12 protein-coding genes are annotated in these 12368 nt (G+C 73.3%); 9 read left to right on the forward strand and 3 right to left on the reverse strand.

The window, feature by feature from the left end; all coding sequences use genetic code 11:
• Positions 1–12: 12 nt before the first annotated feature.
• Positions 13–480: a MarR family transcriptional regulator gene (locus AB0A65_RS23140; RefSeq protein ID WP_359954292.1), complete on the reverse strand. Its 468-nt coding sequence runs from the start codon at positions 478–480 to the stop codon at positions 13–15.
• Positions 481–812: 332 nt separating this feature from the next.
• Between AB0A65_RS23140 and AB0A65_RS23145 the strand changes: the two genes are divergently transcribed.
• Positions 813–1640, forward strand: coding sequence for an SAM-dependent methyltransferase (locus AB0A65_RS23145; RefSeq protein ID WP_359954294.1), 828 nt, complete (start codon positions 813–815; stop codon positions 1638–1640).
• A gap of 163 nt (positions 1641–1803) precedes the next feature.
• Entirely contained in the window at positions 1804–2346 is a 543-nt protein-coding gene (locus AB0A65_RS23150) for a hypothetical protein (RefSeq protein WP_359954296.1), read from the forward strand.
• 51 nt (positions 2347–2397) lie between these two features.
• Here the strand turns inward: AB0A65_RS23150 and AB0A65_RS23155 are convergent, their stop codons facing one another.
• Positions 2398–4449, reverse strand: coding sequence for a hypothetical protein (locus AB0A65_RS23155; RefSeq protein ID WP_359954298.1), 2052 nt, complete (start codon positions 4447–4449; stop codon positions 2398–2400).
• A gap of 200 nt (positions 4450–4649) precedes the next feature.
• On the opposite strand from AB0A65_RS23155, the gene AB0A65_RS23160 reads away from it, so the two are divergent.
• From AB0A65_RS23160 to AB0A65_RS23170, 3 genes are all read left to right on the forward strand, one after another.
• Positions 4650–5285: a LysE family translocator gene (locus AB0A65_RS23160; RefSeq protein WP_359954300.1), complete on the forward strand. Its 636-nt coding sequence runs from the start codon at positions 4650–4652 to the stop codon at positions 5283–5285.
• 216 nt (positions 5286–5501) lie between these two features.
• Complete coding sequence (locus tag AB0A65_RS23165) at positions 5502–6779, forward strand: PHB depolymerase family esterase (RefSeq protein WP_359954302.1); 1278 nt, start codon at positions 5502–5504, stop codon at positions 6777–6779.
• 349 nt (positions 6780–7128) lie between these two features.
• The gene (locus tag AB0A65_RS23170) at positions 7129–7575 is read left to right on the forward strand and encodes a hotdog fold thioesterase (protein ID WP_359954304.1); all 447 of its coding nucleotides are present in this window, start codon (positions 7129–7131) and stop codon (positions 7573–7575) included.
• Positions 7576–7683: 108 nt separating this feature from the next.
• On the opposite strand, the gene AB0A65_RS23175 is transcribed toward AB0A65_RS23170, so the two are convergent.
• A complete protein-coding gene (locus tag AB0A65_RS23175; protein WP_359954306.1) occupies positions 7684–8502 on the reverse strand; it encodes an isocitrate lyase/phosphoenolpyruvate mutase family protein in 819 nt (272 codons plus the stop codon).
• Positions 8503–8679: 177 nt separating this feature from the next.
• On the opposite strand from AB0A65_RS23175, the gene AB0A65_RS23180 reads away from it, so the two are divergent.
• From AB0A65_RS23180 to AB0A65_RS23195, 4 genes are read left to right on the forward strand one after another with little or no spacing between them, the layout of a single operon-like run.
• Complete coding sequence (locus tag AB0A65_RS23180) at positions 8680–9588, forward strand: ABC transporter ATP-binding protein (RefSeq protein ID WP_359954308.1); 909 nt, start codon at positions 8680–8682, stop codon at positions 9586–9588.
• Between the two features lie 34 nt (positions 9589–9622).
• A complete protein-coding gene (locus AB0A65_RS23185) occupies positions 9623–10357 on the forward strand; it encodes an ABC transporter permease (protein WP_359954310.1) in 735 nt (244 codons plus the stop codon).
• Between the two features lie 5 nt (positions 10358–10362).
• The gene (locus AB0A65_RS23190) at positions 10363–11619 is read left to right on the forward strand and encodes a sensor histidine kinase (RefSeq protein ID WP_359954312.1); all 1257 of its coding nucleotides are present in this window, start codon (positions 10363–10365) and stop codon (positions 11617–11619) included.
• Positions 11609–12262, forward strand: a complete 654-nt coding sequence (locus AB0A65_RS23195; RefSeq protein WP_359954315.1) for a response regulator transcription factor — start codon at positions 11609–11611, stop codon at positions 12260–12262. The genes AB0A65_RS23190 and AB0A65_RS23195 overlap by 11 nt, the downstream gene beginning before the upstream one ends.
• The last annotated feature ends 106 nt before the right edge of the window (positions 12263–12368 follow it).

A 12368-nucleotide genomic window follows, 5' to 3' on the forward strand; every position in this document is an offset into this window, starting at 1 on the left:
GCCGTGCCGGGGCTAGGCGGAGGGGCACTCGCCGAGGTCCTCGGCGGGCGGGACGCTGTTGCCGGTGACGACCCGCGCGAGCAGGCCGAAGAGGGTGTCGCGCTCGGGCCCGGTCAGGCCCGCCGTCAGCTCGGCGGTGCGGCGCAGGATCACCTCGTGGAGCTCCTCGGCGAGCTGGGCGCCCTTCGGGGTCAGCGCGACGAGCGAGGCGCGGCCGTCGCCGGGGACGGCCTCGCGGCGCACCAGGTCGCGCTTCTCGCAGCGGTCCACGAGGCCGGTGATGCTCGACTTGGCGAGGCCGAGGGTCTTCGCCAGCTCGAACATGCCGAAGGGCCGCGGGATGACGATGCACAGCAGCTGGGACTGCGCCGTGGTGAGGTCGAACTCGCGGGCGGCGTCGGCGTAGACGGCGTCCACGAGGAAGGCCGTGCGCACCAGCGCGGCGCCGACCCCCGCCGGCTCCTCCGCGTGATCCTCCATCCCCCAAGCATACTGCGAGGCCAGGGCCGTTGCGGGTGCGCTCGGCCACCCTACGCCGGGGCTCCGACAGCCTCACGTTCCCGAGTGCGGCGGCGGCTCCGGGCATAGCGGGTCGTTCCAGGTCGGAGGGGGTCCGATCGTCAACGACCCCTTGGGGAGCGTCCCTCGTGACCGCCGAAGTGATGGCGTAGGCTTTAGCCAGCCACGTCCCGCACCGGCGGCGGGACCGTCGGGGCCGGGTGTCGACCGGCCTCACCGGATGCACCGCGCCCTGCCCGCCGCGACGCCCCGGTCCCCCTGTGAACTGCCCATTCATCGCCGATTGGATTGCCGTGAACGATGCAGCCCCCGAATGGCCTCCCCAGGGGATCGATCCCGACGTGCCCTCGACCGCCCGGGTCTACGACGCGATCCTCGGCGGTAGGGACAACTTCAAGTCCGACCGCGAGGCCGCCGAGGTCTTCCTGCGGCACATCCCCCAGGCCCGCGAGTGCGCGCTGCTGAACCGGGCGGCCCTGGTGCGCGGCGTCCAGTACATGGTGCGCGAGGCCGGGATCGACCAGCTCCTCGACATCGGCTGCGGCCTGCCCACCAAGCAGAACACGCACGAGGCGGCGCAGGAGATCAATCCCGACGCGCACGTCGTCTACGTCGACAACGACCCGATGGTGCTGTCGCACGGGCGGGCGCTGCTCGCCGACGACCGGACCACGACTGTGGTCACGGCGGACCTGCGCGACCCGGCGGGAATCCTCGCCAATCCCGAAGTGCGCGAGGCGATCGACTTCGACCGGCCGGTGGGGCTCATGCTCATCGGGATGATCATGCAGATCGCGGAGGACGAGCGGCCCGACGAGATCATCGCGTCCCTCATGGAGCCGCTCGCGTCCGGTTCGCACCTGTTCATCACGACCTGGCCCGACACCGGCGACCCGGCGCAGCTCGCGCTCTCGCGCGCGTGCCTGGAGACCCTCGGGAACGGCTGGTGCCGTCCCGTGGAGAGGATCGAGCGGCACTTCCTCGGGATGCCGCTGGTCGCGCCGGGGCTGGAGTACGTCCCGCGGTGGTTCCCGGAGGATCCCGGGCGCGCCGTCCCCGAGGTCGCGGACATGGAGCCGTTCGAGCGGACCCAGATCGCGGCCATCGCCGTCAAGCCCTGAAACACGCCTGAAACGCTGGGGCGCAACCCGAACCGACTCTTGACCTGGGTCACGCAGCCACCTTCGCCCCGGTTCGGCCCCGCCGCGTAGGCTCGATGCGGACCGCCGGCGCACCACACGCTCCACCCGCTTGCAGCGTGTTCGAGAAGAGAAGAGACCGCCCATGCCCATGCTCGAGATCCGACGGCACAGCAAGCGCAACGGCGACGAGGCCGTCCACCTCTCGCAGGAGGGGGTCGAGCTGGCGCGCTGGTCCGGGACCCTCATGGGGCCCTTCGAGACCGTGGCGACGAGCGTGGCGCCGCGGGCGCGGGAGACGGCCATCGCGATGGGCTTCGCGGTCACCGTGGAACTCCCGACCCTCCACAATGTCAACGCGTTCCTCAACGAGTCGCAGGCGGCCAACCACGACGTCGGCGCCCCGTTCACCCGCCTCGCGCGCCTGGTCGGGCGCCGCGGCGGCGCCGTCAGCGACTACTCGCACTCGCTCGCCAGGCAGTGGTCCGAGCTCCTCGCCCCGCTCGGCCCCGGGGACGCGGCCCTGGTCATCGGGCACGGCGGCCACATCGAGTGCGGTCTCGTGGCGCTGTTCCCCGAAGCGGAGCACGACGACTGGGGCCCGCTCTTCGGGTACATGGAGGGCGCGCGGCTCCACTACGACACGGCGGCGGGCCGCTTCCACGACATCGAGTTCGTCCGGAACTAGACGCGGCGGACGGAGCGGGGGCCGAGGCAAGTCGGCCCCCGTTCCGCGTCTCTACCCGCGGCCGGTGCGGATCGCCAGGCGCGGCAGGTACCAGAGCGCGAACGCGACCGCCGCGACCGCGTAGGCGGCGAGGAGCGGCAGCGGGAACCCGTAGGTGATGCCGGTGTGCTCCAGGTCGAGGTTCGCGAGCGCGTAGGTCATCACGCCGGAGCTGAGCATGTCCTGGAACGTCAGCTGCGTCCAGAACAGGTCCTGCACGTGGACCAGGAGCAGCACGAGCCCGGCGAGGAGTGCGAAGGGCAACGCGGCCTTGACGAACGCGCCGTTGGCGGTCCCCCGCGCGTGGCCTTGCGCGATGAGCGCCCGGCGGCGGTCCTCCAGGCCCCAGCACAGGGCCGTGAACAGGAACAGCAGTGGGATCGCGATCCAGGCCCGCGGCGGGAACGACCCGATCGCGACCCATTCGCCCTCGCCCGCGACGGCTTCGAGGTTCGCGGCGGCGAGGGGACCGGTCCCGACGAGCAGCCAGGGCGCGAACGGCAGCAGCAGCCACCGGGAGGCGTCGCCGAGCGGCCGCAGCGCCCCGATCGCGAACCCGCCGACCGCGGCGGCGACCAGCGCGATCCCGGTGGTCACCAGCGGCGGCCCCCAGGTGCGCCGGATGACGAACCACAGGTCCTGCGCTTCGGACCCGCCTTCGGCGATGCGGGAGGCCCACGGCGCCAGGTAGTAGCCGACGGCTCCGAGGGCGACGACGAGGACGAGCAGCGCGACGACGACGGCGCCCCCGGTGGGTTTGTCCGGCCCGGCGCCGACCGGCGTGCCCGGGTCGGACCCGAACTGCCCGGTGTCTCCGGGCGCGCCTTGGCGCGGCACGGCGAACCCCGGCTCGACGGCCCCCTGCCCGAACTGCCGGGGCACGGCCGCCCCTGACGGCGCCGATCCCGGCCCGCCCTGGCGCGGCACCGCAGCACCCGATACTGCGGACTCCGGTGCGGCCGAACGGAACGCAGTCGACCCGGGCACCACGGGCCCGGACGGCCCGAACCCGGGCCCCGCCCCCGGCACGCCCGGCCGCGACCCGGTCGCCTCAGATCCCGGCAGCGACCCTGGCGCACCCGGCCCCGGCACTCCCAGTGTTCCCGGCCGCTGTCCGGTCGAGCCCGGCACCGCCGTTCCCGCCGCATCAGCGTCCGATGCCACCGCCCTCGGAAGGACGTCGATCCGGACCCGGGCGGCGACGAAGAGGACCGCGGCCCCGACGCCGAGCACGGCGAGGACCGCCAGGAGCAGCATCGACTTCGCGGTCGCGCCGCCCACGTCGAGCCCGGCCCTGACGCCGTCGTAGATCTGGCGCAGGGGCATGGGCGCGTCGGCGGGCAGGCCGCTGATCGTGCCGTAGGCGAACGTCTGGAGCCCGGCGGCGGTCAGGCCGATCGCGGTCAGGCCCGCGGTCGTGAGCACGGCGCCGGCGTGCTTGCCGTCGCCGCGCAGGGCCGCGAGCCCGGCGAGCACGCCCGTGCCGACGACGACGCCGGACACCAGCAGCGGCCAGTCGTACACGGTCGCATCCGAACCGCGGCCGTCGACGACGCCTGCGACGAGCCAGGCGACCGTCAGGGCCGCGGGCGCGAACGTGACCGCGGCAAGGGCCCACGCGACGCGCGAGACCGCGCGGACCTTCGCGCCGGCGCGGTGGACGAGCAGCGCCAGCAGCGGTGCGACGACGGCCCCGCCGAGCACCAGCAGCGCGGTCGGGCCGATCAGGTGCGCCATGCCGTTCCAGAACGCGCCTTCGTCGACCACCCGATCGTAGTTCGCACCCCCGACATCTCCGGGGTCGCCGAATCCGAGGCCGCCGAGGCGGCTGAACTCGAACGTGCGGATCGTCGGCAGCACGTACGCGACGACCAGCGCCGCGACGGGGACGGCCAGGAGCGCGAACCCGCCGACGACGCGGGCCGCGTCGCTGCGCGGCTGCACCTGCGGCGGCGGGAACCCGGTCCAGGGAGGAGCGGGCAGGGGCCAGCGCGGCTGGAGGCGCTGGATCGAGAGGGTCGGGTCGTCTGGGGGCGGTGTCCCCGCCCCGGGCGGAAGGACCATGTGGGCTCCTGCGTTGGATGAGGGATGTAGGGGAACTCTGTACCACGCGGGCCTCCGCTGTGGACACGCGGTCATGTGACGCCGGAGGCGTCCGTGCGCTGAGGGTCACGAGCAGCGGGAGAGGCGTCGGTTCGGCATCGGCCCGGTCGCGGCCGGGAATCGGGTTGCCGGGGCCGCGCCGCCGGTGCTTTGATCGGACCATGTCGGATACCGCGCACTTCCTGGCGTTCATCGCCGCCTCGCTCATCCTGATCCTCATCCCGGGACCGTCGGTCATGTTCACCGTGAGCCGGGCGCTGATCTACGGACGGCGACAGGCGGTGCTGACGGCCTGGGGGAACGCCGCGGGCACGTTCTGCGCCTCGGCCCTCGCGGCGGTCGGGCTGGGGGCGCTCATCCAGGAGTCGGCGCTGGCGTTCGCGATCGTCAAGTACGCCGGGGCGGCGTACCTGATCTACTTGGGCGTCAAGGCGTTCCGCGACCGCAAGGGCCTGATGGCGACCCCGGACGAGGAGACGGCGACGCCGAAGCGGGCGCTCGCGACCCTCGCGGAGGGCTTCATGGTGGGCCTGCTGAACCCGAAGACCATCCTGTTCTTCCTGGCGATCCTGCCGCAGTTCGTGGACCGCACCGCGGGCTCGGCGACCATGCAGATGCTGATCCTGGGCGGCACGTTCGCGATGCTCGCGGCCCTGTGCGACACGGTCTGGGGCCTGATCGCCTCGGCGGTCCGCGACGTCTTCAAGCGCCCCAAGCCCAAGCTCGTCCTCGCCCGCACGGGCGGCACGGCGATGATCGGCCTGGGCATCGCCGCAGCGGCGGGCGAGCGCGCCTGATCCACCGGACCCGGGCCGCCCGGCGCATGCGCCGGGCGGCTTCTCCGTGCCCGCTTGGGAGCGCTTGCATATTGACGGGTGTGGATATATAGTGTGTGGACCCTCACCGCGATCCTCATTGTTTTCCTCCGGCTCGCGCGGCCCGCTCCGAGGGCCGCAACGGCGCCCCCGGCAGCGTCCAGAGAGGTCTCCATGTCCACAATCCCATTCCCCCGCATGCGCAGAGGACTGATGGCGGCCGCGGCCGCCGTCTTCGTCGCGGCGGCCGCGCTCATCGCGGTCCTGGTGCCCAGGCCCGCCAGCGCGGCGAGCCTCACCGAGATCACGAACTTCGGGACGAACCCGAGCGCCCTCCAGATGTACCTGTACGTCCCCGACAACGTCGATCCCGAACCGGCCCTGGTGGTCGCGATCCACTACTGCACCGGGTCGGGCCCGGCCATGTACAGCGGCACCGAGTGGGCGCAGCTGGCCGACCAGTACGGGTTCATCGTGCTGTACCCGTCGGTGACGCGGTCGAGCAAGTGCTGGGACGTGTCGTCCGCGGCGTCGCTCGCGGGCACCGGCAGCGACACCGTCGGCGTGAAGTCCATGATGGACTGGGTCGACGCGCGGTACAACGTGGACCCGGACCAGGTCTACTCGACCGGGATCTCCTCGGGCGCCATGATGACCAACGTGATGCTGGCGGTCTACCCCGAGGTCTTCGCGGCGGGCGCGTCGTTCTCGGGCGTGCCGTACACGTGCTTCGCCACGACGAACGGCTCGGAGTGGAACTCGGAGTGCTCGGGCGGGACGATCAACCGCACGCCGCAGCAGTGGGGCGACGCCGTCAGGAGCGCCAACCCCGGGTACACGGGGCCGTGGCCGCGGATGCAGGTCTGGCACGGCACGGCCGACGACACGCTGCGGTACCCGAACTTCCAGGAGCAGATCGACCAGTGGACGAACGTCCACGGCACCGACCAGACCCCGGACTACTCCGATGTGCCGCAGGCGAACTGGAACCGGACCCGCTACGGCGGCACCGGGGCGCAGCCCGCGGTCGAGGCGATCAGCCTCCAGGGGGTCGGGCACAACCTGTACTCGTGGGGCATGGCGTCGAAGGCGCTGGAGTTCTTCGGGTACGACACCGACGTGGACCCGACGACCTCGCCGACCGACCCGGTCACGACCCCCACGGGCGGCCCGGCGGGCGGGTGCTCGGCGGCGATCAAGGTCGTGAGCTCGTGGAACTCCGGCTGGCAGGCGAACGTGGACGTCACGGCCGGGTCTGCGGCGATCACCGGGTGGCGCCTGACCTGGACGTGGGCCGGCGGGCAGACGATCTCCTCCAGCTGGAACGCGACGGTGACGACCAGCGGGACGTCGGTGACCGCCACCGACGTGGACTGGAACGGCTCGGTCGCCGCGGGCCAGACGAAGACCTCCGCTTGGGGCTTCATCGGCACGGGCGCCCCGGCGACACCGGCGGTGACCTGCACCCCGATCTGATCCCCCACCCCCGGCGCGTTCGGGGTCCGGGCGGTTGACGCGGCCCGGACCCCGAACGCGCCCCACTGAACGCGCCTCGCGTCGGCCGGAATGTCGGACCCCCGGGGCACCCTTGTACCGGGGGCCCACCGGTCGCCTCGGCATCCGGGTGCCCTCGGGACGGACCGAATCGGTCGGCCCGATTGTCGGACCCGTCGGGCACAGTTGATCCGGGGGTGCCCGAGCACTCGCCGGCATCGGCGTGCCCGGCGGACGACCGGGCGGGGCGGCTTGCTGCGCGGCTTAGACTGGCGGGGCGTCCCGGCCGCGACGGTGCGGCCGGGCCGACGTCCGATTGGAGCCGCCCGACATGACCGAATTCCCGCCCGAGGTCCTCGACCGGTTCGCCGGTGCGGGGATGGACCTCCAGCAGCTGTTCTCCGCCGGGGAACTGGGCGCCCGCATGGGCATCGACATCCTGGAGGCCGCGCCCGAGCGCGTCGTCGCGAGCATGGGCGTCGAGGGGAACCGGCAGCCGTACGGGCTGCTGCACGGCGGCGCGTCGGCGGTCCTGGCCGAGACGCTCGGGTCGATCGGCTCGATGCTCCACGCCGGGCCCGGGAAGATCGCGGTCGGCGTGGACCTGAACGTGACGCACCACCGGGCGGTCCGCTCGGGCACCGTCACCGGCGTGGCCGTGCCGATCCACCGCGGCCGTTCGACGGCCACGTACGAGATCGTCGTCAGCGACGAGGACGACCGGCGCATCTGCACCGGCCGCCTCACCTGCATGATCCGCGACGCGCCCGGCGCTTGAGCCGGGAGCGTCGCGGCGGTTCTGCACATTTCGGACACTCGGAGCCGCCCCCGGTTCGATAGTGCCCGAACCCACCGACACTGCGCACCGAGCGGCGCCGAGCGGCGTCTAAGGACGGTCGAGGAGGGTCTGCATCGTCGCGAAGTCGATGCCGCCTTCGACCGCGTCGTAGGAGTCGGACTCCAGAAGGGACACCGTCGCTCGGCGGGCCGCCGCGTAGGCGGCCGAGGCGAGCTGGGGGCCGAGGCTGATGCGGGCCACGCCGAGGCTCGCCAGCGCGGAGGGCGCGGGGGCGCCGGGGCCCGCCATCACGTTGAGGGGCAGCAGGATCGACTGGACGAGGACGGCGATCGTGTCGGGGTCGGCGACCCCCGGGACGAAGATGCCGTTCGCCCCCGCGGCCGTGTAGGCCGCGGCGCGTTCGATCACGGCCTCCAGGCGCGTCTCCGGGTCGCCGATGCCCGCGAGGTAGGTGTCGATGCGGGCGTTGATGAACAGGTCCGGGCCCGCGCCTTCGCGCGCGGCTGCGAGGCGTTCGGCCTGGTCGGCGATGGGGCGGAGCACGCCGGGGGTCGCGGTGTCGGCGTCCTCGATGTTGACGCCGACCGCGCCCGCCGCGGCGACGGCCGCGAGGGTCTCGGCGACGTCCTTCGCGGTGGCGCCGAAACCGGACTCGATGTCGGCGGTGACCGGCAGGTCGACGGCGTGCGCGACCCGCTCGACGAGTGCGACGGCGGCGTCCCGGTCGAGGCGGTCGCCGTCGGGGCGGCCGAGGCTCCAGGCGACGCCCGCGCTGGTGGTGGCGATGGCGGCGGCGCCCGCGTCGGCGATGACCGCGGCGCTGGCGGCGTCCCAGCAGTTCGGGAGGAGCAGGGGCGGGGTGTTGGTGTGGAGGGCGCGGAAGCGCGCGGCCTTCTCGTTCGTCATGCGGCAATCAAAGCAGCCGTGTCGCCTCGTGTCTGGCCGAAAAACGACATGACCGTCGGGGGGAGGGGTCAACCGATCGGTTGACCGGGCGGATCAACCGCGGTCTCCGCTGCGCGGGCGATGGCGGCGGGCCGCGGTCCTGCGAGGGTTGTCCCTACACCGAGCAGGGAGGATCCCATGGCGATCATCGAAGTCGAAGACCTGGTCAAGCATTACGGCGACCAGCGCGCCGCCGACGGCGTCTCGTTCACAGTGGAGGAAGGGGAGGTCTTCGGCATCCTCGGCCCCAACGGGGCGGGCAAGACCACCACCGTCGAGTGCGTCGAGGGCCTGCGCGACCGGGACGCGGGCCGCGTCTCGGTCATGGGCCTGGACCCGGCGAAGGACGCGGCCGAGCTGCGGCAGGTCCTCGGCATCCAGCTCCAGGAGAGCCGCCTGCCCGACCGGCTGCGCGTCGGCGAGGCCCTGGATCTGTACCGCTCGTTCTACCGCGCCCCCGCCGACCCCGAGCGGCTCATCGAGTCGCTGGGCCTGGGCGCCAAGCGGAAGACCCCGTTCGGGAAGCTCTCGGGCGGGCAGCAGCAGCGGCTGTCGATCGCGCTGGCGCTCATCGGGAACCCGCGCGTGGCGGTCCTCGACGAGCTGACGACCGGGCTGGACCCGCAGGCGCGGCGCGACACGTGGGACCTCATCGAGCAGGTCCGCGACTCGGGCGTCACGATCATCCTGGTCACGCACTTCATGGACGAGGCCGAGCGGCTGTGCGACCGGCTCGCCGTCATCGACGCGGGGAAGGTCGTCGCCGTGGACACCCCGGCCGGGCTCACCGCGCGCGTCAGCGCCGAGCAGCGGGTGCGGTTCCGGCCCTCCGCGGACTTCCCCGACGCGCTCCTGCTGGACCTGCCGGAGGTCGTCAAGGTCGAGCGGAACGGCCCGCAGGTCGTGGTCTCGGGGTCCGGGAACCTGCTCCAGGCCGTCGCGTCGGTCCTGGCCCGCGCCCACATCGTCGCCGCGGACCTGCGCGTGGAGCAGGTCAGCCTGGACGACGCGTTCGTCGCGCTCACCGGCAAGCCCGCCCAGCCCTGAACCCGCTCCCCCGCAACGGAAGAGGAATCCCCTGATGTCGTCTCTCTTGAAGCTCATCGCCGTCGAGGCGCGGCTGTTCGTCCGCGACCCGCTGTCGTTCGCCCTCGGCCTGCTCCTGCCCACCGCCGTGCTCCTGGGGCTCGGCGCGATCCCGATCCTGCGCGAGCCGTCCGAGGACATGGGCGGGGCCCGGTTCATCGACTACTTCGCGCCGTCGGTCATCGTCATGTCCGTGGCCGTCATCGGCCTCACCAACCTGCCGGCCGTGATGGCCGGGTACCGCGAGCACGGGGTGCTGCGGCGGATGCGGACCACGCCGGTGCACCCGGCGAAGCTCCTGACGGCGCAGCTCGTCGTGAACCTGCTCGCGTCCCTCGTCGCGGTCGCGCTCGTGATGGCCGTGGGGCGCCTGGCGTTCGGCGTGCCGCTGCCGGGGAACCCGCTCGGGTTCGCGGGCGCGTTCGTCCTCGGCATCACCGCGGTCTTCGCCCTGGGTATGCTGGTGGCCGCCGTGGCCCCCACCGCCCGCGCGGCCTCCGGGATCGCGACCGTGCTGTTCATGTCGGTCATGTTCTTCGGCGGCGTGTACCTCCCCCGGTTCATGCTCCCCGACGCGGTGGCGCGCATCGGCGACTACGTGCCCCCGGGCGTGCAGTCGCTGCTCGACACCTGGAACGGCGACGCCCCGGACGGGGTGCAGCTCCTGGTGATGGCCGCGGTCGCCGTGGCCGCGGGTGCGGCCGCGGCCCGGATGTTCAAGTGGGAGTGACGGCCATGGGACCGACGCGGACGGCACTGGAGCGGGTCGAGGCCGGCCAGTCCACTGTCGACGGCGTCTACGCGAAGGTCCTCGACTTCCTCCCGTACGCGACGCTGGCGCTCGCCACGGGCCTGAGCATGGCGTTCTCCGACCTCTCCGGGGCCGACCGGACCGCAGTCGCGGTCCTGTCGGCCTCGGCCGCCGTCTGGGTGTGCTTCATGTTCACCGTGGTCCCCGCGGTCGCGCCGCTCCCGCGGGCCCGGATGACCGTGTACTTCATCGGGCTCAGCGCCTTCGGCGCGGTGCTCATGCACTACGACATGCTGTTCTTCATCTTCGTGGTGACCGGGTTCTTCCACGCCGGGCTGCTGCGCCCGCGGTGGATGATCGTCCTCGGCATCGGCGTGAGCTCCCTGGTCGTGAACTCCACGATCATCGAGGAGCCGAGCGTCGCGGGCTACACGCTCTTCGCCGTGGTCGTGGGCGTCCAGACCTCCGCGATCAGCTTCGGCATCCTCCTCAACGAGCGCATGGAGCGCCTGCGCGCCGAGCGCATCGAGGCGTACGAGGCCCGCGAGGCCGCCATGGAGGAGAACGCGGGCCTCCACATGCAGCTCATGACGCAGGCCCGCGAGGCCGGCGTCCTCGACGAGCGCCAGCGCATGGCCCGCGAGATCCACGACACCGTCGCGCAGGGCCTCGCGGGGATCATCGCGCAGCTCCAGGCCGTGGACGCCGCCGACGACGAGCACCGGCGCCGCCGCCACCTCGACAGCGCCGTGGAGCTGGCCCGCGACAGCCTCGCGGAGGCGCGGCGCACCGTGCAGGCGATCGGCCCGCCGACGCTCGACGAGGCGCAGCTCCCGGAGGCGCTCGCCGAGGTCTCGGCGAAGTGGTCGGCGGCGCACGGGGTCCCGGTGGAGCTGGTGACGACCGGGGACGCCAGGCCGATGCACCCCGAGGTGGAGGTGACGCTGCTGCGGGTCGTGCAGGAGGCGCTCACCAACGCCGCCAAGCACGCCGGGGCGGGCCGCGTCGGCATCACGCTGTCGTACATGGAGGACGAGTTGGCACTGGACGTGCGCGACGACGGGGCCGGGTTCGCGCCCGGCCGGACCGAGGCGGGCGCGAGGGGCGGGTACGGGCTGTCGGCGATGCGCCAGCGCGTCGGCCGGATCGCCGGGAGCCTGTCGATCGAGTCGGAGCCGGGCCGGGGCACCGTGGTCTCGGCGATCGTCCCGGCGCTCGCGGCGGTGCCCGATGGCGCCTGAGCCGATCCGGGTGCTCATCGCCGACGACCACCCGGTGGTGCGGGACGGGCTGCGCGGGATGTTCGCGCGCGGCGGGGACATCGAGGTGGTCGGCGAGGCCGCGGACGGGCGCGAGGCGGTGGACCGGGCGCTGGCGCTGGAGCCGGACGTGGTGCTCATGGACCTGCGGATGCCGGGCACGGACGGGGTGGCGGCGATCCGGGAGCTGGGCGCGCGGGGCGCGGCGGCGCGGGTCCTGGTGCTGACGACGTACGACACGGACTCGGACGTGCTGCCCGCGATCGAGGCGGGGGCGGCCGGGTACCTGCTGAAGGACGCGTCGCCGGAGGAGCTGCGGCGGGCGATCCGGGCCGCGCACGAGGGCGGGACGGTGCTGGCGCCGTCGGTGGCGTCGGTGCTCATGGCGCGGGTGCGGCGGCCGGGGCCCGCGGCGGCGGGGCCGCTGAGCGAGCGGGAGCTGGAGGTGCTGGCGCTGATCGCGAAGGGCCGCAGCAACAGGGAGGCGGCGCGGGCGCTGTTCATCAGCGAGGCGACGGTGAAGACGCACCTGGTGCACGTGTACGCGAAGCTGGAGGTCAACGACCGGGCGGCGGCGGTGGCGGCCGCGTACGAGCGGGGGCTGCTGACGCCGAAGGGGCGGTGACCCCGCCGCGGCCGGGGCGACCCGCGCACGGTCAGAGAGCGCCGACGTCACGGTCGCGAGCGAAGCCGACGGCCCGGCCGGGGGGCGTAGGCACAGACCAAACATG

The sequence above is a fragment of the Glycomyces sp. NPDC047010 genome (genome assembly GCF_040644205.1).
Classification (GTDB): Bacteria; Actinomycetota; Actinomycetes; order Mycobacteriales; family Micromonosporaceae; genus Glycomyces.

Bases quoted from the DNA above. Each gene is read 5' to 3' on its own strand.
- AB0A65_RS23140 (WP_359954292.1), bottom strand. From the start codon at position 480: ATGGAGGATCACGCGGAGGAGCCGGCGGGGGTCGGCGCCGCGCTGGTG.
- AB0A65_RS23150 (WP_359954296.1), top strand. From the start codon at position 1,804: ATGCCCATGCTCGAGATCCGACGGCACAGCAAGCGCAACGGCGACGAG.
- AB0A65_RS23155 (WP_359954298.1), bottom strand. From the start codon at position 4,449: ATGGTCCTTCCGCCCGGGGCGGGGACACCGCCCCCAGACGACCCGACC.
- AB0A65_RS23160 (WP_359954300.1), top strand. From the start codon at position 4,650: ATGTCGGATACCGCGCACTTCCTGGCGTTCATCGCCGCCTCGCTCATC.
- AB0A65_RS23165 (WP_359954302.1), top strand. From the start codon at position 5,502: ATGCGCAGAGGACTGATGGCGGCCGCGGCCGCCGTCTTCGTCGCGGCG.
- AB0A65_RS23170 (WP_359954304.1), top strand. From the start codon at position 7,129: ATGACCGAATTCCCGCCCGAGGTCCTCGACCGGTTCGCCGGTGCGGGG.
- AB0A65_RS23175 (WP_359954306.1), bottom strand. From the start codon at position 8,502: ATGACGAACGAGAAGGCCGCGCGCTTCCGCGCCCTCCACACCAACACC.
- AB0A65_RS23180 (WP_359954308.1), top strand. From the start codon at position 8,680: ATGGCGATCATCGAAGTCGAAGACCTGGTCAAGCATTACGGCGACCAG.
- AB0A65_RS23185 (WP_359954310.1), top strand. From the start codon at position 9,623: ATGTCGTCTCTCTTGAAGCTCATCGCCGTCGAGGCGCGGCTGTTCGTC.
- AB0A65_RS23190 (WP_359954312.1), top strand. From the start codon at position 10,363: ATGGGACCGACGCGGACGGCACTGGAGCGGGTCGAGGCCGGCCAGTCC.
- AB0A65_RS23195 (WP_359954315.1), top strand. From the start codon at position 11,609: ATGGCGCCTGAGCCGATCCGGGTGCTCATCGCCGACGACCACCCGGTG.